Consider the following 20,219-nt stretch of genomic DNA (forward strand, 5'->3'; position numbering starts at 1 on the left):
AGGAACCCCCATGTCCAGTTTGATTAACAGCGCCATGAGTGGCCTCAGTGCTGCGCAGTCGGCACTCAATACCGTCAGTAATAATATTTCAAGCTACAACGTGGCAGGTTATACCCGCCAGACTACCATTCTGGGCGCATCAAACAGCACCCTGACCGGCGGCGGCTGGGTGGGTAACGGGGTCTATGTCTCCGGCGTTCAGCGTGAATATGATGCGTTTATTACCAACCAGCTGCGCGCGGCGCAGAACCAGAGCAGCGGCCTGACCACGCGCTACCAGCAGATGTCGAAAATTGACGACGTGCTGTCGGATACCACGAACTCGCTTTCTGCCAACCTCCAGGATTTCTTTAAAAGCCTGCAAACGCTGGTGAGTAACGCAGAAGATCCGGCTGCACGCCAGACGGTACTCGGGAAGGCAGATGGTCTGGTAAACCAGTTCAAAACTAACGATCAATATCTCCGCGATCAGGATGCGCAGGTCAATACGGCGATTTCTACCAGCGTCGATCAGATCAATAACTATGCGAAGCAGATTGCCAACCTTAACGATCAGATTTCCCGGCTGACTGGCGTAGGGGCGGGCGCATCCCCGAACGAACTGCTCGATCAGCGCGATCAGCTGGTGAGTGAGCTGAACAAAATTGTCGGTGTGGACGTGACCGTACAGGACAGCGGCACCTACAACATCTCTATCGCCAACGGCTACACCCTGGTACAGGGCAGCAACGCCAGCCAGCTGGCTGCGGTGAAATCCAGCGCGGACCCTGCACGTACAACGATTGCGTATGTGGATGCCGCAGCAGGCAACGTGGAGATCTCAGAAAAACAGATTACCACGGGGTCGCTTGGGGGGCTGTTAACGTTCCGTTCTCAGGATCTGGATCAGGCGCGAAATACGCTTAACCAGATGGCGCTGGCGTTTGCGGATGCCATGAATACCCAGCACCAGGCGGGCTTTGATGCCAACGGGGACCCAGGCGGCAAGCTGTTTGATTTTGGCTCCCCGGCAGTGCTGAGTAACGGTAAGAACACCGGAAGCGCGTCCGTGACGGCAACGATGACGGACAGTACCAAGGTCCAGGCGACAAACTACAAAGTTGAGTATAACGGTACTGACTGGACAATCACGCGTCTGTCAGACAACACCAGCTTCACGGCTATGCCGGATACCAGCGGTAATCTTTCGTTTGATGGCCTCAACGTCAACATTAGCGGCTCGGCCAATAATAAAGACAGCTTTATCGTGAAGCCGGTGAATGACGTTATCGTGAATATGGACGTTGCGATCAGCGACGAATCCAAACTGGCGATGGCTTCCGCGAAAGGAAGCGGCGAAAGCGACAATACCAATGGCCAAAAGCTGCTGGATTTGCAGAGCGCCAAGCTGGTGGGGGGGAACAAAACCTTTAACGATGCTTATGCCGCGCTGGTCAGTACGGTGGGCAGCACCACGGCGTCGCTGAAAACCAGCAGCGAAACCAAAGTTAACGTTGTTACGCAGCTGACCAAACAACAGCAGTCAATCTCCGGGGTTAACCTGGATGAAGAGTATGGCAACCTGCAACGCTATCAGCAGTACTATCTGGCGAATGCGCAGGTGCTGCAAACGGCGAGCACGCTGTTTGATGCATTGATCAATATCCGCTAAGGCTGAGGCATAAAAAATGCGTATTAGTACTCAAATGATGTATGAGCAAAGCATGCGCGGCGTGACGAACTCCCAAAGTCTCTGGCTCAGCTACGGCGAGCAGATGTCTACGGGGAAGCGTATCAACCGTCCGTCTGACGATCCGATTGCCGCTTCGCAGGCCGTTGTGCTCTCTCAGGCCCAAACGCAAAATAGCCAGTATGCGCTGGCGCGCTCCTTCGCTACGACGAAAGTCTCGCTGGAAGAAAACGTGTTATCGCAAGTGACAACCGCTATCCAGGCTGCTCAGGAAAAGATTGTCAATGCGGGCAACGGTACGTTAAGTGACGATGACCGCGCTTCGCTGGCAACGAACCTGCAAGGTATTCGCGATCAGCTCATGAACCTGGCTAACAGCACGGACGGTAACGGTCGCTATATTTTTTCCGGTTACAAAACCGAAGCGGCGGCTTTCGACCAGGCTACGGGTGATTATAAGGGTGGCGGAACGCCAATCAGCCAGCAGGTTGACTCTGCGCGCACGATGCAAATCAGCCATACGGGCACTGAAGTTTTCGATAGCTTCACCAGCAATGCGAAGCCAGAGCCAGATGGTAGTGCGCCGGAAACGAATTTGTTCAAGATCCTCGATTCCGCAATTGAAGCGCTGAATAAGCCGATTGGCGATGACGAAACGAAGGCTGAAGCATTTACGGCGGCTATTGATAAAGCCAACCGTGGCCTGAGCAACTCCCTCAACAACGTGTTGACCGTGCGCGCCGACCTCGGCATCAAGCTGGACGAGCTGGGCAAGCTGGATTCTCTGGGTGAAGACCGCGCGCTGGGCCAGACTCAGCAGATGAGCGACCTGGTTGACGTGGACTGGAACTCGGTGATTTCGTCCTACACCATGCAGCAGGCGGCGTTGCAGGCCTCGTATAAAGCCTTTAGCGATATGCAGGGTATGTCTTTGTTCCAGATGAACAGATAAGACTCTGACCTGTTTGACATGTCTTGAAACTGGGCATGTTTTGACTGCCCAACCCGTCCGGGTTGGGCATTTTTTTTACACACTTTCTGCCTGAGCGGACACCACCCGGGCGCTTTCAATCACTCTGATAGCCAGCGCAATGGCACCACACAGGGTTGCCAGTGCTACCACGCCCGTCCAGCCTGCCAGCGTATAGATATTGCTGCCTAATGCCGAACCCAGCGCCATTCCGATGAAAATGACGGTAAACAGCAGGGCGTTAAGGCGCCCACGGGCCTGCGGCTCAAGGCTGTAGACCAGGTTCTGGTGCGCCACGAGGCTGGACTGCAAACCGAGATCGAAACCGACCGCGGAGAGGGCAATCAGGAGCAACTGGCCGTGTACACCCAGGGCTGGCATCAGGAACATCAGAGCAAACGAGAGGGTCACCAGCGCGGCACCCAGTTGGGTCACTTTACCGGCGCCCAGCTTATCGGCCAGACCGCCTGCCAGCGGTGCGGCCAGCGCGCCTGCGGCTCCGGCAATACCAAAACCACCCGCCACGGCGCTGCCAAGGTGATACCGTTCCAGCAGCATGACCGCCAGCGTCGACCAGAACGCACTAAAGGCAATCGACAGAAAACCCTGAGCCAGCGCAGCCCGACGCAGCGCCGGGTAGCGACGCCAGAGGTGTTCCATGGAGCGCATCAGTGCCGGGTAGCTCAGCGTGGAATGAACGGCGAAGCGGGGAAGTACGGCCCATATCACCACGCCGATAAAGGCAATGCTTGCGGCGGCCAGCTAATACATCACTCGCCAGCCAAAGGCTTCACCCACCACGCCGCTCACGGTTCTGGAGAGCAAAATCCCCAGCAGCAGGCCGGTCATCACCGTGCCGACTGTTTTTCCCTGTTTGCCTTCCGGCGCGAGGATCGCTGCGGCCGGGACAATATCCTGCGCCATGGTGGCGGCCATGCCAATCAGCAGGCTGGTGAGCAGTAGGGAGTGCAGTTGTCCGGTCAGGCTACAACCCAGCAGGAACAGCGCCAGAGCTGCACTTTTTATCAGGATCAACGTTCTGCGGTCATAACGATCGCCGAGCGGGAGCAGAAACAGGATACCTAAGGCATAACCCGCCTGGGTGAGCGTCGGGACCATGCCCATGCCTTCGATGCTCAGGTGCAGGTCTGAGCCCATCAGCGGCAGCAGAGGCTGGGCATAATAGATGGATGCCACGCTGAAGCCCGCACCGAGCGCCAGCATTAAGATTACCCAGCGGCTTATGGCCCGGGTGGCGGTTGTGTTCATAAGATGTTCCTCATTCGTCGTGTGCGGCTATTTTTTATCAGTACGCCTTGCGACGGTAGCGGGCGCGGTGGTAAAACGCTTATACGTGTAGCGTATAGGTGCAAATGATATGAAACGGACTGAGCGTATAGATCGTGTAGAACTGATGCGAACCTTTGTTCGCATTGTGGAGGCGGGGTCCCTTTCTGCGGCGGCACGTCAGCTGGCAACAACCCAGGCCACGGTGAGCCGACGGTTGCAGTCGCTTGAAACCATGCTGGGCGTGCGCCTGATGCTGCGCACAACCCATACCACACGGCTTACCGATGACGGTGAACGTTGCTATCAGCATGCCCGACGGGTAATTGACAGCTGGCTGGCGCTGGAAGACGAGGTGGGGCAGACGGAAGATGAACCGGTCGGGGTGCTGAGGGTGCGCGCCCCTCACGCGTTTGGCCAGGATCAGCTACTAAAACCGTTAACCGAATTTTTGCAGCGCTATCCGCTACTCTCAATCGAATGGATGCTTAACGATCGCTCGGTTGATTTCCTCGGCGACAACCTTGACTGTGCTATTCGGGTGGGCGTGGAAGTCGATCCGGCAACCGTGTCTGTGCTACTGGCTGAAGTGCCGCGCTCGGTGGTAGCGTCACCGGCACTCCTTGCCCGTTTTCCCGCGGTTAACACGCCGGACGATCTGCAACATCTCCCCTGGATTGCCATCAGCTCTTTTTATCAACGCCATGTGGAACTCTTCCACGAGGCAACACCCACCCCGGCGAGAGTTACCATTACGCCACGCCTGAGTACCGACAGCCTGTATGTAGCGCGCAATACGGCACTCACCGGGCTAGGCGTGGCGGTGGTATCCAGCTGGACGGTACAGGATGATATTCGGGAAGGGCGACTGGTGCATTTACTGCCAGAGTGGCAGCCAGCAGCGCTACCGGTACATCTGGTTTATCCCTGGTCACGCTATTATCCGGCGCGCTTGCGGCGTTTTCTGGAGCTGATGCGGCAGATAATGCCGGAGGTCACCGGTATGAGAAAGCCCCTGCAACAGCCATAAAAAAGCCGACCCGAAGGTCGGCTTTCAGTCTTAGCGTGCGTTATTCAACAGGCTGAGGACGAGTAGCTGGGGCAGTAGCCATGTGCGTCGCACTGTGACCACCGGCAGCACCTTTACCTTCGAAGTTGAATTCCGGACGAACCCAGTCACTATGGCGTGGTGCTTCAGGCACGTACTCAGGTGCCGGGGCACGAGTCATTGGCGCGGTAGCAATGTGAGCAGGCGCTACAGCTTCAACGATCTCAACCGGCTCAGATTTCACTTCAGGCGCTTTGACCTCTTCGACAACAGGTTCAACCTGAATCTCGACGTCCTGAACAACCTCTTCCGTCACCGTTTCGACGGCAACGTCTGCGGGCTCTTCTGCTGCGGATACAGGCTTAGCGTCTTCCGCGACTTCTTCAGCCACCACGGTATCTTCTTCGGCAATGATCTGCGGTGCGGCATCAACCGGCGCAGCAATCACTTCAGGATGGGTCGTTTCCACTTCCACAGCCTGCGGCGGCGCTGTTTCAACAACCTGCGGTTCGACCACGGTTGCCGCTTCAGTCACGACGTCTTCCACCGCGACGACCGGTGCAATCACCTCTTCGGTCACAGCCTGTTCTTCAACAGCCTGCTCCGGACGTGCAACCGGATAACGGATCCAGACTTTACCGGATGCCATCTCAGGTGACGCGCACGCCACGGTCATTGGCATTGGAGACTGGGTCGGGTAACGCTCGTCACGATAACGACGGCGACGCTGACCGCTCACGCGCAGATGGCGTGGAGAACGGCGGGAGCGACGCGGCATACCTGCGTTATCACGGTTTTCGCTGCTTTCGTCCTGCTCAACCTGATTTTCCACTACGGCTGGCAGGTCAACTTTCGCAACCTGAGTGCCCGTTGTGCTTTCAGCCGCTTCAACCGCGATAACGTCGTTTTCTTCGGCCTGAACAACACCCACACGTACTTTCTGGGTCAGCTGGCGCTGCTTACGACGCGGCATAACCTGAGTACGCTCTTCCTGCTCAGTGTCCTGCTGTTCTACAGGCGCTTCGCGATTCAGGTTTTTGACTTCCTGCTGAGCCTGGCGTTTGTCATCGTTACGACGACGGTTACGCTCGCGGCGAGGCTGCTGCTCGTCACGTTGTTTGCTCTTCTCGGACTCATCGCCCGCCTGCTGGCGAATCTCACGATCTTCAACGTTCTGCTGTTGCTTCTCGCGACGGTTGCGACGGTTGTCCTCGCGCTGTTCACGACCTTCGTTGTTATCGGAACGATTATCACGGCGCTCATTACGATCGCCACGGTCGTTGCGGTCGCGACGGTTGTTCTGACGCTTACGACGGTCCTGCTGACGCTCTGGTTTCGCTTCTTTTGGCGCTTCTTTCGGCTCCTCAGGCTGAACTTCTTCGGCGGCAAACATTTTTTTCAGCGCACCGATGATGCGGCTCAGGAGACCAGGCTGCTCAGGCTGCGCTTTTGGCGCGGCAGGAGCCACTTTCTGCACAGCAGGTTTTTCCGCTGGTTTTTCCAGCGTCGCTTCTGGCGGTGCTTCCGGCATGATGAAGGTCGCTAAAGCTGGCTGCTCAGGCAGTTTACGCTCGGCAGGCTCTTCATCAGACGGCAGCGCCATTTCTTCTTCATGCAGCTTCGGCAGCAGGTAGCTGAGGGTGCTTGTCTCTTCGCCTTTGCGCACGCGCAGCACGTGATAGTGCGGGGTTTGCATCTCGTCGTTTGGCACGATGATGCAGCGAACGCCGCCCTGACGCGCTTCGATTGCGCTCACCGCTGCACGTTTTTCGTTCAGCAGGTAGGAGGCAATCGGCACTGGAACAATAGCGTGAACCTCTTTGGTGTTCTCTTTCAGCGCTTCTTCTTCAATCAGACGCAGAATAGAGAGGGAGAGAGATTCATTGTCACGCACGGTACCTGTACCGGAACAGCGCGGGCAGACGTGATGGCTGGACTCACCCAGAGACGGGCTGAGGCGCTGACGGGACATCTCCAGCAGGCCAAAGCGAGAAATATGGCTGATCTGGATACGCGCGCGATCCTGGCGCACCGCTTCACGCAGACGGTTTTCAACCGCACGCTGGTGGCGAACCGGGGTCATGTCGATGAAGTCGATAACGATCAGACCACCCAGGTCGCGCAGGCGGAGCTGGCGGGCGATTTCATCAGCGGCTTCAAGGTTGGTGTTGAAGGCGGTCTCTTCGATGTCGCCGCCGCGGGTTGCACGCGCGGAGTTGATGTCGATGGCGGTCAACGCTTCGGTGGTATCGATAACGATAGAACCGCCGGACGGCAGACGCACTTCACGCTGGAAGGCAGACTCGATCTGGGATTCAATCTGATAATGGCTGAACAGCGGGATTTCACCGGTGTACAGTTTAATTTTGCTGGTGAAATCCGGGCGACCCAGTGCGGCGATGTGCTGGCGAGCCAGCTCAAGCACTTTCGGGTTATCAATCAGAATTTCACCGATGTCCTGACGCAGATAATCACGGAAGGCACGCACGATGACGTTGCTTTCCTGGTGGATCAGGAACGGCGCAGCACGGCTTTCTGCCGCTTTCTTGATGGCTTCCCAGTGTTTCAGGCGGAAGCTCAGGTCCCACTGCAACGCTTCGGCAGATTTGCCAACGCCTGCGGTGCGCACGATAAGGCCCATGCCGTCTGGCAGTTCAAGACTTGCCAGTGCTTCTTTCAGCTCGGTACGGTCATCGCCTTCGATACGGCGAGAGATGCCACCCGCACGCGGGTTGTTTGGCATCAATACCAGATAGCTTCCTGCCAGACTGATAAAGGTGGTCAGCGCGGCGCCTTTGTTGCCACGCTCTTCTTTATCGATCTGGACGATAACTTCCTGACCTTCACGCAGAACATCTTTGATGTTCGGACGGCCATGGGAGTTGTAGTTTGCAGGAAAATATTCGCGGGCGATTTCTTTGAGAGGAAGGAAACCGTGACGCTCAGCACCGTAATCGACAAATGCAGCTTCAAGGCTTGGTTCAATGCGGGTGATTTTGCCTTTGTAAATGTTCGCTTTTTTCTGTTCGTGTCCAGGACTTTCGATATCCAGATCGTACAGGCGCTGCCCATCCACAAGGGCGACACGCAACTCTTCTTGCTGAGTTGCGTTGATTAACATTCTTTTCATCGTAACTTACTCGTTATTCTTACATTGACGACAAAGCTGCGGGCAAGGTGACGCTTTCCGGGGTATGAACCGATGGCCTCGTGTCTATTCACGTCGCCAACCTCACGGTTGTCGCTCGCTTAAGAGGCGCAGAGTGTCGGTTGCCTGTATTTCATAGGGAAACACAGCGCAATTATCAGGGGAATTGCCTGGGAAAACTCTCCAGAGAACAATCCTTATACCGGGAAGTACTGCAACCCGCAGCCCGCTAACTGCCTGAAAGATCAATACGTCTTACGCCATTGCTGCGTGGATGATCGGTCAGACAAAATTGGTCATTCCGTCGACATCCTTACAAAACCCGGATTTAACGCGGAAAACGGATTCATTATTCCACTGCTCGCCGGGTTATAGCAAGATGACTTTTACCAATTATCACCCGGTTACTCACAGTTTCTTCACTTCAACGGGGTGATTGGTTTAATAACCACCAAATCGATTGCGCGAAAGGGGAGTGGTCCGGATAAAAGTAAATATAAGCATAGAAAAATGAGTGGCGCTAATGTCAGACGCTATTTAGAATCGCCAACCATGAAAACAGAGACTCCAGCCGTAAAAATGGTTGCCATCGCCGACGACGAGGCGGGGCAACGTATCGATAATTTTTTGCGCACCCAATTGAAGGGTGTGCCAAAAAGTATGATTTATCGCATCTTGCGTAAGGGTGAGGTGCGGGTGAACAAAAAACGTGTGAAGCCCGAGTACAAGCTCGAGGCGGGCGATGAAGTCCGCATTCCACCGGTACGTGTTGCAGAGCGTGAAGAAGAGGTCGTTTCTCCGAAGCTGCAAAAAGTCGCGGCTTTGAGCGACGTTATCCTTTATGAGGACGACCACATTCTGGTGCTGAATAAACCGTCCGGAACGGCGGTACACGGGGGGAGCGGTCTGAGCTTCGGCGTGATCGAAGGTTTACGTGCGCTGCGCCCGGAAGCGCGTTTCCTCGAACTGGTTCACCGTCTTGACCGTGATACCTCAGGCGTGCTGCTGGTGGCGAAAAAACGTTCTGCACTGCGTTCCCTGCATGAACAGCTGCGCGAAAAAGGGATGCAGAAAGATTATCTGGCGCTGGTGCGCGGCCAGTGGCAGTCCCACGTGAAAGTGGTGCAGGCGCCGCTGCTGAAAAATATTCTGCAAAGCGGTGAGCGCATTGTTCGTGTAAATCAGGAAGGGAAACCGTCTGAGACGCGATTTAAAGTAGAAGAGCGCTACGAATTCGCCACGCTGGTGCGCTGTAGTCCGGTGACGGGGCGTACTCACCAGATTCGCGTCCATACCCAGTTTGCAGGCCATCCGATTGCGTTCGACGATCGCTATGGCGATCGCGAGTTTGATAAGCAGTTGGCGGGTACGGGGCTGTCGCGTCTGTTCCTGCATGCGGCAGCGCTGAAGTTTACCCATCCTAATACCGGTGAAGTTATCCGTATTGAAGCGCCGCTGGATGATCAGTTGAAACGCTGCCTGAAAGTTCTGCGCGGCTGATTATGTGCCGGGTGGCGCTGCGCTTACCCGGCCTACGAAACCCGTAGGCCCATACAAGCGAAGCGCTGCTGGGCAAAAATCACATCGTCAGCGGATTACACTCTTCTCGCCTTAACATCTGGCAGAGCGCAATCAGCGGCAACCCCACCAGCGTGTTGGGATCCCGCCCGTCCAGCTTGTCGAACAGTGCAATTCCCAGTCCTTCACTTTTGAAACTCCCTGCGCAGTTCAGAGGACGTTCCCGACGCACGTAATCCATAATCTCCTCCTCGCTGAGATGACGGAAGTGCACATCAAATGGCTCGCACTCGGTTTGCAGATGACCGGAGGCGGAATTATAAAGCGCCAGGCCGGTATAAAAGGTCACGATACTGCCTCGCGCACGCAAAAGCTGCTGGCAGGCGTTTTCTTCCGTATGCGGTTTACCGGTGATTTCGCCGCCCAGCACACAAACCTGATCGGAGCCTATAATCAGATGAGCGGGGTAACGTACGGCCAGCGACTGTGCTTTCTCTTTCGCGAGACGGGTCACCAGATGACGCGGTGACTCGCCCGGCTGTGGCGTTTCATCCACCTCCGGCGCGGCGCATTCAAACGGGATCCCGAGCTTTTCCAGCAGCATTCGGCGATAAGGTGAAGTGGAAGCAAGGACGAGATTTGGCATATTTTTATCACCAGATATAGCGTATCGATGCCAGCCATTTTAAACTACAGGCCGCAATGTGTGCGAATAATTGGCAAAAGGCAGCTCTGGTTGCCTTTTTCTTTGACTCTATGACGTTACAAAGTTAATATGCGCGCCCTATGCAAAAGGTAAAATTACCCCTGACTCTTGATCCGGTTCGTACGGCTCAAAAACGCCTCGATTACGAAGGAATCTATTCTTCCGATCAGGCTGAGCGTATTGCCGAATCTGTAGTCAGTGTGGACAGTGATGTAGAGTGCTCCATGTCGTTCGCTATCGACAACCAGCGCCTCGCCGTTTTAACCGGTGATGCAAAGGTGACGGTAACGCTCGAATGTCAGCGCTGCGGGAAACCGTTTGTACAGCATGTTCACACAACGTATTGTTTCAGTCCGGTTCGTTCTGACGAACAGGCTGAAGCACTCCCGGAAGCGTATGAACCGATTGAGGTTAACGAATTCGGTGAAATCGATCTTCTGGCGCTGGTTGAAGATGAAGTCATCCTCTCCCTGCCAGTCGTTCCGGTGCATGATTCTGAACACTGTGAAGTGTCCGAGGCGGACATGGTCTTTGGGGAACTGCCTGATGAAGCGCAAAAACCAAATCCATTTGCCGTATTAGCCAGCTTAAAGCGTAAGTAATTGAGGAGTAAGGTCCATGGCCGTACAACAGAATAAACCAACCCGTTCCAAACGTGGCATGCGTCGTTCCCATGACGCGCTGACCGCAGTTACCAGCCTGTCTGTAGACAAGACTTCTGGTGAGAAACACCTGCGTCACCACATCACCGCTGACGGTTTCTACCGCGGCCGCAAGGTTATCACTAAGTAATCACGCGTCAGCGTGATTAGGCTTAGTGAGGAACTTCCCCGTGAAAACGGGGAGTTTACCGAACCAGGCTGCGACGATACCTTGACACGTCTAACCCTGGCGTTAGATGTCATGGGGGGAGATTTTGGCCCTACCGTGACAGTGCCTGCAGCATTGCAGGCACTGAATTCTAATTCGCAACTCACACTTCTTTTAGTCGGTAATCCCGACACAATCACGCCATTACTTGCAAAAGCTGACTTTGAACAACGTTCGCGTCTGCAGATTATTCCTGCGCAGTCAGTTATTGCCAGTGATGCCCGGCCATCGCAGGCTATTCGTAATAGCCGCGGCAGCTCTATGCGAATGGCGCTGGAGCTGGTGAAAGAAGGGCGAGCGCAGGCTTGCGTCAGCGCGGGAAATACTGGCGCGCTGATGGGGCTGTCGAAATTATTGCTCAAGCCGATTGAGGGCATTGAGCGTCCGGCGCTGGTGACGGTGTTACCGCATCAGCAGAAGGGCAAAACGGTGGTGCTCGATCTGGGCGCTAACGTAGATTGTGATAGTACAATGCTGGCTCAGTTTGCCGTGATGGGGTCGGTGCTGGCAGAAGACGTGGTCGGGATTACCAATCCCCGCGTTGCGTTATTGAATATTGGTGAAGAAGAGACCAAAGGCCTGGACAGTATCCGCGACGCTGCGGAAATACTCAAACAGGTTCCCTCCATCAACTATATTGGTTATCTCGAAGCCAATGAGTTGCTGACGGGCAAAACGGATGTATTAGTGTGTGATGGCTTCACCGGAAACGTGACGTTGAAGACCATGGAAGGGGTCGTACGAATGTTCCTTTCTCTGCTGAAATCGCAGGGAGAAGGTAAAAAAAGGTCCTGGTGGCTGATTTTATTAAAGCGTTGGTTACAAAAAAGCCTGACGCGGCGATTCAGTCACCTCAACCCCGACCAGTATAATGGCGCCTGTCTGTTAGGATTGCGCGGCATCGTGATTAAGAGTCATGGCGCCGCCAATCAGCGAGCATTTACCGTCGCGATTGAACAGGCAGTGCAGGCGGTGCAGCGACAAGTCCCTCAGAGGATTGCCGCTCGCCTGGGATCTGTATTAGCTAAAAGTGACTGAGCGTACATGTATACGAAGATTTTAGGTACCGGCAGCTACCTGCCAAAACAAGTGCGTACCAACGCCGATCTTGAAAAAATGGTAGATACGTCTGACGAGTGGATTGTCACGCGCACAGGTATCCGTGAACGTCGTATCGCCGCGCCAGACGAAACTGTGTCCACCATGGGCTACGAAGCCGCTCAGCGAGCGCTTGAGATGGCTGGCATTGATAAAGAACAGATCGGGCTTATTGTGGTGGCGACAACATCTGCCACGCATGCCTTCCCAAGCGCAGCGTGCCAGGTGCAGAACATGCTCGGCATCAAAGGCTGCCCGGCATTTGATGTTGCAGCGGCGTGCGCGGGTTTCACCTATGCGCTGAGCATCGCCGATCAGTATGTTAAATCGGGTGCCGTAAAATATGCGCTGGTGATCGGTGCTGATGTGCTGGCGCGTACCTGCGATCCAACCGATCGCGGCACAATCATTATTTTTGGCGATGGCGCGGGCGCGGTACTGCTGGGGCAGTCCGAAGAACCAGGCATTATCTCCACGCACCTGCACGCTGACGGTCGCTACGGCGAGCTGTTAACGCTGCCTAACGCCGATCGCGTTAATCCGGACAGTTCGATTTACCTGACAATGGCGGGTAATGAAGTGTTCAAGGTGGCCGTGACCGAACTCGCTCACATTGTTGATGAGACGCTGGAAGCGAACAATCTGGATCGCGCCGCACTCGACTGGCTGGTACCGCATCAGGCTAACCTGCGTATTATCAGCGCGACGGCGAAGAAGTTGGGCATGTCTATGGATAACGTTGTGGTGACGCTTGATCGCCACGGCAACACCTCTGCGGCATCGGTACCGTGCGCATTTGACGAAGCGGTACGCGATGGACGAATTAAACGGGGCCAACTGGTCTTGCTTGAAGCCTTTGGTGGCGGGTTCACCTGGGGTTCCGCGCTGGTTCGTTTCTAGGATAAGGATTAAAAAATGACGCAATTTGCTTTTATGTTCCCGGGACAGGGCTCACAAACTGTTGGGATGTTGTCTGAAATGGCAGCAAACTATCCGGTTATTGAAGAGACTTTCCGTGAAGCTTCTGACGCGCTGGGTTATGATCTGTGGGCGCTGACCCAGCAGGGCCCAGCTGAAGAGCTGAACAAAACCTGGCAGACTCAACCGGCACTGCTGGCAGCCTCCGTCGCATTGTGGCGCGTATGGCAGCAGCAGGGCGGCAAAACGCCGGCGCTGATGGCGGGTCATAGCCTGGGTGAATACTCTGCGCTGGTCTGCGCAGGAGTGATTGCCTTCGCTGACGCGGTCCGTCTGGTTGAATTGCGTGGTAAGTTTATGCAGGAAGCGGTGCCAGAAGGCACGGGCGGCATGTCTGCCATCATCGGTCTGGATGATGCTTCTATTGCTAAAGCCTGTGAAGAATCTGCTGAAGGTCAGGTCGTTTCTCCGGTAAACTTTAACTCGCCAGGCCAGGTCGTTATCGCGGGTCATAAAGAAGCGGTTGAGCGTGCAGGCGCTGCCTGTAAAGCTGCGGGTGCAAAACGTGCACTGCCGCTGCCGGTGAGCGTGCCGTCTCACTGTGCGCTGATGAAGCCCGCTGCCGATAAGCTGGCGGTTGAGCTGGAAAAAATGACCTTTAACGCACCGACGATTTCCGTTGTGAATAACGTCGATGTCAAGTGCGAAACCGCGCCGGAGGCTATCCGTAACGCGCTGGTTCGCCAGCTCTACAGCCCAGTTCAGTGGACCAAAACCGTTGAATTTATGGCGTCTCAGGGCGTTGAACATCTGTATGAAGTCGGTCCAGGTAAGGTACTTACCGGTCTGACAAAACGTATTGTAGACACCCTGACTGCCTCGGCGATTAACGAGCCGGAAGCAATGAAAGCGGCACTCTCGCAATAAAAGAGGAATACCATGAGTTTTGAAGGAAAAATTGCCCTGGTGACCGGCGCAAGCCGCGGTATCGGGCGTGCTATTGCTGAAACACTGGTTGCGCGCGGCGCGACGGTGATCGGGACTGCGACCAGCGAGAATGGCGCACAGGCCATCAGCGAGTATCTGGGTGCGAACGGCAAAGGTCTGGTACTGAATGTGACTGAACCAGCATCTATCGAATCTGTTCTGGAAAATATTCGCGCAGAGTTTGGCGAAGTGGATATTCTGGTCAATAATGCCGGGATCACTCGCGACAACCTGTTGATGCGAATGAAAGATGATGAGTGGAACGATATTATCGAAACCAACCTGTCATCGGTATTCCGACTGTCAAAAGCGGTAATGCGCGCTATGATGAAAAAGCGTCATGGACGTATTATCACTGTAGGTTCTGTGGTTGGTACCATGGGAAATGCTGGTCAGGCTAACTACGCTGCGGCGAAAGCAGGTCTGATCGGTTTCAGTAAGTCGCTGGCGCGCGAAGTCGCGTCCCGCGGAATTACTGTAAACGTTGTTGCTCCGGGCTTTATTGAAACGGACATGACGCGTGCGCTGACCGATGATCAGCGTGCGGGTACGCTGGCGGCAGTTCCAGCGGGTCGTCTTGGCGACCCTAAAGAAATCGCCAGCGCGGTTGCATTTTTAGCCTCTGACGAAGCGGGTTACATCACTGGTGAAACCCTCCACGTCAACGGCGGGATGTACATGGTTTAATCACGATCGAAAATATTTGCGTTATTTGGGCAAATGGCCTCAAAATAACGTAAAATCGTGGTAAGACCTGCCGGGATTTAGTTGCAAATTTTTCAACATTTTATACACTACGAAAACCATCGCGAAAGCGAGTTTTGATAGGAAATTTAAGAGTATGAGCACTATCGAAGAACGCGTTAAGAAAATTATCGGCGAACAGCTGGGCGTTAAGCAGGAAGAAGTTGTGAACTCCGCTTCCTTTGTTGAAGACCTGGGCGCAGATTCTCTTGACACCGTTGAGCTGGTAATGGCTCTGGAAGAAGAGTTTGATACTGAGATTCCGGACGAAGAAGCTGAGAAAATCACCACCGTTCAGGCTGCCATTGATTACATCAACGGTCACCAGGCGTAAGTGAACATCTCCAGGCGGTCATTCGACCGCCTGAGTTTTATCTTTTGTAGTCCCACGAATCTCTTTTTTTATCCCTCCCTGGAGGACAAACGTGTCTAAGCGTCGTGTAGTTGTGACCGGACTTGGCATGTTGTCTCCTGTCGGCAATACCGTAGAGTCCACCTGGAAAGCTCTCCTTGCCGGTCAGAGCGGCATCAGCCTAATCGACCATTTCGATACTAGCGCCTATGCAACGAAATTTGCTGGCTTAGTAAAGGATTTTAACTGTGAAGAGATCATCTCGCGCAAAGAACAGCGCAAGATGGATGCCTTCATTCAATATGGAATTGTCGCTGGCGTTCAGGCCATGCAGGATTCTGGCCTTGAGATTACGGAAGAGAACGCTACCCGTATCGGCGCTGCTATCGGCTCCGGGATTGGCGGTCTTGGCCTGATCGAGGAAAACCATACATCTCTGGTGAATGGCGGCCCGCGTAAAATCAGCCCGTTCTTCGTTCCGTCTACGATTGTAAACATGGTGGCAGGTCACCTGACCATTATGTTCGGCCTGCGTGGCCCAAGCATCTCAATCGCGACAGCCTGTACGTCTGGCGTGCATAACATCGGCCAGGCCGCGCGTATCATCGCGTACGGCGATGCAGATGCTATGGTTGCGGGCGGTGCTGAAAAAGCCAGTACCCCGCTGGGCGTCGGTGGCTTCGGTGCAGCGCGTGCGCTCTCTACCCGAAACGATAATCCTCAGGCGGCGAGCCGTCCGTGGGATAAAGACCGTGATGGTTTCGTGCTGGGTGACGGTGCAGGCATGATCGTACTGGAAGAGTACGAACACGCGAAAAAACGTGGCGCGAAAATTTATGCTGAAGTTGTTGGCTTTGGCATGAGCAGCGATGCTTACCACATGACGTCTCCTCCAGAGAACGGCGCAGGTGCTGCTCTGGCGATGGAAAACGCCATCCGTGATGCGGGCATTACGCCGGCACAGATTGGCTACGTTAACGCGCACGGGACATCTACCCCTGCGGGCGATAAAGCAGAAGCGCAGGCGGTTAAGTCTATCTTCGGCGAATCTGCCAGCCGTGTACTGGTGAGCTCCACGAAATCCATGACCGGTCACCTCCTGGGTGCGGCGGGTGCAGTAGAATCAATCTACTCTATTCTCGCGCTGCGCGATCAGGCTGTACCGCCAACCATCAACCTGGATAATCCAGATGAAGGTTGCGATCTGGACTTCGTTCCCCACGAAGCGCGCCAGGTTAGCGGTATGGAGTACACCCTGTGTAACTCCTTCGGCTTCGGTGGGACTAACGGTTCTCTGATCTTCAAAAAGGTCTGAGTCTGGTTAGTCGCTGACGATAATAAAGGTCCGCTTGCCGGGCCTTTTTTATTAGGTGATATCCCCTTGTCCGGCTAACCACATCCTGCCAGACTGAGCCTCCATGCATAAGGAGCCACTATGTTTTTAATTAATGGCCTTGAGCAAGAAATGCTGCCGGCAAGCGACAGGGCGACCCAGTTTGGCGATGGCTGTTTCACGACCGCGCGTATTCTCGACGGTGGCGTGTGCCTGCTCGGGGCCCATATCCTTCGTTTACAAAAAGCCTGTGAAGCATTACTTATCCCCTTCTCGCAGTGGGACATTCTTGAAAGTGAAATGCGTCGGCTGGCGTCACATAAAGCAAGCGGCGTCCTGAAAGTCATTATCAGCCGCGGCAGCGGTGGTCGGGGCTATAGCGGTTCTGCCTGCCAGCATCCTGCGCGGATCCTTTCCGTTTCAGATTATCCTTCCCATTACGCGCACTGGCGTGATGAGGGCGTAGTCCTGGCGCTTAGCCCGGTACGTCTGGGGCGAAACCCGATGCTCGCTGGCATAAAGCATCTTAACCGTCTTGAACAGGTGCTTATTCGTACTCATCTTGAGCAGACGGAGGCCGGGGAGGCGCTGGTTCTTGACAGCGAAGGGTACATTACGGAATGCTGTGCGGCTAATTTACTCTGGCGGAAGGGCAGTGACGTATTCACGCCTTCGCTGGAGCAGGCCGGAGTCAACGGCATTATGCGGCAGTTTTGTTTGCAACAGCTGGCACGCGCAGGCTTTCGCGTTGTCGAAGTTAACGCTAAGGAAGAGGCGCTGCTGGCTGCCGAAGAAGTTGTTATCTGCAATGCGCTGATGCCCGTTGTCCCCGTTCGCGCTTATGACCGCAAGTGCTGGTCATCCCGCGAGCTGTTCCAGTTTCTGGCCCCGTTATGTGAGCAAACCAGGTAGTCATGAAGAAAATGTTACGCTTTGTCCTCCTTCTTATCGTTGCGTTCGGAATCGCTGGCGGAGCGGGAGTGTGGAAAGTCCGTCAGCTGGCTGAAAGTCAGATCCTGATTAAAGACGAGACGATTTTTACCCTGAAAGCGGGGACCGGGCGGCAGGCGCTTGGTCAGCAGCTGTATGACGACAAAATTATCAATCGTCCACGCGTATTCCAGTGGCTGCTGCGTATTCAGCCGGACCTGTCCCATTTCAAGGCCGGTACCTATCGTTTCACCCCTGGCATGACCGTGCGCGAGATGCTGCAACTGCTGGAGAGTGGTAAAGAAGCCCAGTTCCCATTGCGTTTTGTGGAAGGTATGCGTCTGAGCGATTATCTCAGGCAACTGCGTGACGCGCCGTACATCAAGCATACGCTGAAAGATGACCGCTACCAGACCGTGGCAGACGCCTTAAAATTCGAACATCCCGAGTGGGTGGAAGGCTGGTTCTGGCCCGATACGTGGATGTATACGGCAGGCACGACGGATGTGGCAATTCTGAAGCGAGCGCACAACAAAATGGTCGCGGCGGTAGACGCTGCGTGGAAAGGGCGAGCAGAGGGCCTGCCTTATAAAGATCAAAACCAGTTCATGACGATGGCCTCGATCATCGAGAAAGAGACGGCCGTTGCTGCCGAACGTGACCAGGTTGCCTCGGTGTTTATTAACCGTCTGCGCATCGGCATGCGTTTGCAAACTGATCCTACCGTCATCTACGGCATGGGCGAAAACTACAACGGCAGGATTTCCAGAAAAGATCTGGAAACGCCAACGGCGTATAATACCTACGTGATTAGCGGCCTGCCGCCTGGGCCGATTGCGACGCCGAGTGAAGCATCGTTGAAGGCCGCCGCGCACCCGGCCAAAACGCCGTATCTCTATTTTGTGGCTGACGGAAAAGGGGGGCATACGTTCAATACCAACCTGGCCAGTCACAATCGCTCCGTTCAGGACTATCTGAAGGCACTTAAGGAAAAAAATGCGCAGTAAATACATTGTCATTGAGGGACTCGAAGGGGCGGGCAAAACCACCGCCCGTAACGTGGTGGTGGATACGCTGAAATCGCTTGGCGTCGCCGACATGGTCTTCACCCGCGAGCCGGGCGGTACGCAGCTGGCGGAAAAACTGCGCAGCCTGGTTCTGGATATCAAATCCGTTGGCGATGAAGTTATTACCGACAAAGCGGAAGTGCTGATGTTCTATGCGGCGCGCGTTCAGCTGGTGGAGACGGTGATCAAACCCGCTCTGGCAGAAGGCAAATGGGTGATTGGCGATCGCCACGATCTCTCAACCCAGGCGTATCAGGGCGGTGGCCGGGGTATCGATCAGACCATGCTGGCTACGCTTCGCGACGCGGTTCTGGGCGATTTCCGTCCTGACCTGACGCTGTATCTGGACGTGACCCCTGAGGTGGGCCTGAAGCGCGCCCGTGCCCGCGGCGAACTGGACCGCATCGAACAGGAGTCTTTTGATTTCTTTAACCGCACCCGTGCGCGTTATCTGGAACTGGCCGGGCAGGACAAGACCATTCGTACCATCGATGCGACGCAATCCCTTGAAGACGTTACATGTGATATTCAGCAGACCGTTACGCAGTGGCTACAGGAGCAGCAGGCATGAAATGGTATCCATGGTTGCGCCCACACTTTGAACAGCTGATCGGCAGCTATCAGGTTGGTCGGGGGCATCATGCGTTACTGATCCAGGCGCTGCCGGGAATGGGTGATGATGCGTTGATTTACGCCATCACCCGCTTTCTGATGTGCCAACAGCCGGAAGGACATAAAAGCTGCGGTAAGTGCCGGGGTTGCCAGCTCATGCAGGCGGGCACGCATCCTGACTATTACACCCTCGAACCTGAGAAGGGCAAAAATACGCTCGGTATCGACGCGGTGCGTGAGGTCAGTGAGAAACTGTACGAATATGCGCGTCTGGGGGGGGCGAAAGTGGTGTGGCTGAAAGACGCCGCGCTGCTCACGGAAGCCGCAGCCAACGCGCTGTTAAAAACCCTGGAAGAGCCGCCAGAAAACACCTGGTTTTTCCTCTCCTGCCGCGAGCCGGAACGCTTGCTGGCGACACTGCGCAGTCGCTGCCGTCTTCACCACCTTGCTGTCCCTCAGGAATCCTGGGCACTCGCCTGGCTTGAGCGGGAAGTGACGGTGTCACAAGACGCGGCGCTCTCAGCGTTGCGCCTGTGCAGCGGTGCGCCTGCGGCTGCGCTGGCCTTATTACAGCCCGAGGTGTGGTCCCAGCGTGAAACGCTGTGTCGTGCGGTTGAATCAGCCCTCGACAGCCATGACTGGCTGAGCGTGCTGCCAGCGCTGAACAGCGATCAGGCTCCGGAACGGCTGCACTGGCTGGCCGCACTGCTGCTGGATGCGCTCAAAATCCAGCAGGGGGCTACGCTTCTGACTAACCCTGACGTGTGGGCGCTGGTCACCACGCTGGCGAATCGCCTGTCAGGGCAGTCACTGCACGCTATCCTTCATGATATCTGCCAGAGTCGTGAACAACTTTTGACGGTAACCGGTCTCAATCGCGAGCTTTTACTGACTGACCAGTTACTGCGTATTGAACACTACCTGCAACCGGGCGTCATACCGCCGGTTTCCCACCTCTGAGA

At 55.1% G+C, this 20,219-nt stretch carries 18 protein-coding genes and 1 pseudogene; 16 read left to right on the forward strand and 3 right to left on the reverse strand.

The genetic code is table 11. The features are described from left to right. The first annotated feature begins 10 nt into the window (after positions 1-10). Together flgK and flgL are read left to right on the forward strand one after the other, a co-directional pair. Complete coding sequence (gene flgK / locus C3451_RS16645) at positions 11-1,651, forward strand: flagellar hook-associated protein FlgK (RefSeq protein ID WP_045622624.1); 1,641 nt, start codon at positions 11-13, stop codon at positions 1,649-1,651. Positions 1,652-1,667: 16 nt separating this feature from the next. Beyond that, positions 1,668-2,621 (forward strand): flagellar hook-associated protein FlgL, encoded by a 954-nt coding sequence (gene flgL / locus C3451_RS16650; protein WP_023299791.1) that lies wholly within the window; start codon positions 1,668-1,670, stop codon positions 2,619-2,621. Positions 2,622-2,696: 75 nt separating this feature from the next. Here flgL and C3451_RS16655 read toward each other — a convergent pair. Then, a pseudogene (locus tag C3451_RS16655) lies at positions 2,697-3,908 on the reverse strand (MFS transporter). A gap of 109 nt (positions 3,909-4,017) precedes the next feature. On the opposite strand from C3451_RS16655, the gene C3451_RS16660 reads away from it, so the two are divergent. Next, positions 4,018-4,956 carry a LysR family transcriptional regulator gene (locus tag C3451_RS16660; protein WP_023299793.1) on the forward strand — a complete coding sequence of 313 codons (939 nt, stop codon included), beginning with the start codon at positions 4,018-4,020 and terminating at the stop codon, positions 4,954-4,956. Positions 4,957-4,996: 40 nt separating this feature from the next. Here the strand turns inward: C3451_RS16660 and rne are convergent, their stop codons facing one another. Continuing rightward, entirely contained in the window at positions 4,997-8,104 is a 3,108-nt protein-coding gene (rne, locus tag C3451_RS16665) for a ribonuclease E (RefSeq protein WP_023305866.1), read from the reverse strand. A 570-nt stretch (positions 8,105-8,674) separates the two neighbouring features. Here rne and rluC point away from each other — a divergent pair. Beyond that, positions 8,675-9,622 (forward strand): 23S rRNA pseudouridine(955/2504/2580) synthase RluC, encoded by a 948-nt coding sequence (gene rluC / locus C3451_RS16675; RefSeq protein WP_041907418.1) that lies wholly within the window; start codon positions 8,675-8,677, stop codon positions 9,620-9,622. Between the two features lie 79 nt (positions 9,623-9,701). On the opposite strand, the gene C3451_RS16680 is transcribed toward rluC, so the two are convergent. Beyond that, the gene (locus C3451_RS16680) at positions 9,702-10,286 is read right to left on the reverse strand and encodes a nucleoside triphosphate pyrophosphatase (RefSeq protein WP_032624478.1); all 585 of its coding nucleotides are present in this window, start codon (positions 10,284-10,286) and stop codon (positions 9,702-9,704) included. Positions 10,287-10,426: 140 nt separating this feature from the next. Here C3451_RS16680 and yceD point away from each other — a divergent pair, with 140 nt between their 5' ends. The 12 genes from yceD to holB all read left to right on the forward strand — a co-directional run bounded on the left by yceD (position 10,427) and on the right by holB (position 20,217). Further along, complete coding sequence (gene yceD / locus C3451_RS16685; protein ID WP_003857966.1) at positions 10,427-10,948, forward strand: 23S rRNA accumulation protein YceD; 522 nt, start codon at positions 10,427-10,429, stop codon at positions 10,946-10,948. 16 nt (positions 10,949-10,964) lie between these two features. Next, a complete protein-coding gene (rpmF, locus tag C3451_RS16690; protein WP_003857964.1) occupies positions 10,965-11,138 on the forward strand; it encodes a 50S ribosomal protein L32 in 174 nt (57 codons plus the stop codon). Between the two features lie 81 nt (positions 11,139-11,219). Next, entirely contained in the window at positions 11,220-12,254 is a 1,035-nt protein-coding gene (gene plsX, locus C3451_RS16695) for a phosphate acyltransferase PlsX (RefSeq protein ID WP_152811225.1), read from the forward strand. A gap of 6 nt (positions 12,255-12,260) precedes the next feature. Then, the gene (locus C3451_RS16700; RefSeq protein WP_003857960.1) at positions 12,261-13,214 is read left to right on the forward strand and encodes a beta-ketoacyl-ACP synthase III; all 954 of its coding nucleotides are present in this window, start codon (positions 12,261-12,263) and stop codon (positions 13,212-13,214) included. A gap of 15 nt (positions 13,215-13,229) precedes the next feature. Further along, a complete protein-coding gene (fabD, locus tag C3451_RS16705; protein WP_045622623.1) occupies positions 13,230-14,159 on the forward strand; it encodes an ACP S-malonyltransferase in 930 nt (309 codons plus the stop codon). Between the two features lie 12 nt (positions 14,160-14,171). Then, complete coding sequence (gene fabG / locus C3451_RS16710) at positions 14,172-14,906, forward strand: 3-oxoacyl-ACP reductase FabG (RefSeq protein WP_022647739.1); 735 nt, start codon at positions 14,172-14,174, stop codon at positions 14,904-14,906. Between the two features lie 154 nt (positions 14,907-15,060). After that, positions 15,061-15,297, forward strand: coding sequence for an acyl carrier protein (acpP, locus tag C3451_RS16715; RefSeq protein ID WP_003857954.1), 237 nt, complete (start codon positions 15,061-15,063; stop codon positions 15,295-15,297). A 91-nt stretch (positions 15,298-15,388) separates the two neighbouring features. Continuing rightward, positions 15,389-16,630 (forward strand): beta-ketoacyl-ACP synthase II, encoded by a 1,242-nt coding sequence (gene fabF / locus C3451_RS16720; RefSeq protein WP_022647740.1) that lies wholly within the window; start codon positions 15,389-15,391, stop codon positions 16,628-16,630. A gap of 120 nt (positions 16,631-16,750) precedes the next feature. Further along, positions 16,751-17,560: an aminodeoxychorismate lyase gene (gene pabC / locus C3451_RS16725; RefSeq protein WP_045622621.1), complete on the forward strand. Its 810-nt coding sequence runs from the start codon at positions 16,751-16,753 to the stop codon at positions 17,558-17,560. A gap of 2 nt (positions 17,561-17,562) precedes the next feature. Beyond that, positions 17,563-18,585 (forward strand): cell division protein YceG, encoded by a 1,023-nt coding sequence (yceG, locus tag C3451_RS16730; protein WP_023305870.1) that lies wholly within the window; start codon positions 17,563-17,565, stop codon positions 18,583-18,585. Continuing rightward, positions 18,575-19,216, forward strand: a complete 642-nt coding sequence (gene tmk / locus C3451_RS16735; RefSeq protein WP_045622620.1) for a dTMP kinase — start codon at positions 18,575-18,577, stop codon at positions 19,214-19,216. Before yceG ends, tmk begins: the two co-directional genes overlap by 11 nt. Beyond that, positions 19,213-20,217: a DNA polymerase III subunit delta' gene (holB, locus tag C3451_RS16740; protein WP_022647744.1), complete on the forward strand. Its 1,005-nt coding sequence runs from the start codon at positions 19,213-19,215 to the stop codon at positions 20,215-20,217. Before tmk ends, holB begins: the two co-directional genes overlap by 4 nt. Positions 20,218-20,219: the final 2 nt, after the last annotated feature.

The sequence above is a fragment of the Enterobacter sp. 301B genome, from assembly GCF_003850715.1.
Classification (GTDB): Bacteria; Pseudomonadota; Gammaproteobacteria; order Enterobacterales; family Enterobacteriaceae; genus Enterobacter; species Enterobacter intestinihominis.

Bases quoted from the DNA above. Each gene is read 5' to 3' on its own strand.
- fabG (WP_022647739.1), top strand. From the start codon at position 14,172: ATGAGTTTTGAAGGAAAAATTGCCCTGGTGACCGGCGCAAGCCGCGGT.
- acpP (WP_003857954.1), top strand. From the start codon at position 15,061: ATGAGCACTATCGAAGAACGCGTTAAGAAAATTATCGGCGAACAGCTG.
- flgK (WP_045622624.1), top strand. From the start codon at position 11: ATGTCCAGTTTGATTAACAGCGCCATGAGTGGCCTCAGTGCTGCGCAG.
- rpmF (WP_003857964.1), top strand. From the start codon at position 10,965: ATGGCCGTACAACAGAATAAACCAACCCGTTCCAAACGTGGCATGCGT.
- C3451_RS16660 (WP_023299793.1), top strand. From the start codon at position 4,018: ATGAAACGGACTGAGCGTATAGATCGTGTAGAACTGATGCGAACCTTT.
- yceD (WP_003857966.1), top strand. From the start codon at position 10,427: ATGCAAAAGGTAAAATTACCCCTGACTCTTGATCCGGTTCGTACGGCT.
- pabC (WP_045622621.1), top strand. From the start codon at position 16,751: ATGTTTTTAATTAATGGCCTTGAGCAAGAAATGCTGCCGGCAAGCGAC.
- holB (WP_022647744.1), top strand. From the start codon at position 19,213: ATGAAATGGTATCCATGGTTGCGCCCACACTTTGAACAGCTGATCGGC.
- rluC (WP_041907418.1), top strand. From the start codon at position 8,675: ATGAAAACAGAGACTCCAGCCGTAAAAATGGTTGCCATCGCCGACGAC.
- rne (WP_023305866.1), bottom strand. From the start codon at position 8,104: ATGAAAAGAATGTTAATCAACGCAACTCAGCAAGAAGAGTTGCGTGTC.
- fabD (WP_045622623.1), top strand. From the start codon at position 13,230: ATGACGCAATTTGCTTTTATGTTCCCGGGACAGGGCTCACAAACTGTT.
- yceG (WP_023305870.1), top strand. From the start codon at position 17,563: ATGAAGAAAATGTTACGCTTTGTCCTCCTTCTTATCGTTGCGTTCGGA.
- tmk (WP_045622620.1), top strand. From the start codon at position 18,575: ATGCGCAGTAAATACATTGTCATTGAGGGACTCGAAGGGGCGGGCAAA.
- C3451_RS16680 (WP_032624478.1), bottom strand. From the start codon at position 10,286: ATGCCAAATCTCGTCCTTGCTTCCACTTCACCTTATCGCCGAATGCTG.
- flgL (WP_023299791.1), top strand. From the start codon at position 1,668: ATGCGTATTAGTACTCAAATGATGTATGAGCAAAGCATGCGCGGCGTG.
- C3451_RS16700 (WP_003857960.1), top strand. From the start codon at position 12,261: ATGTATACGAAGATTTTAGGTACCGGCAGCTACCTGCCAAAACAAGTG.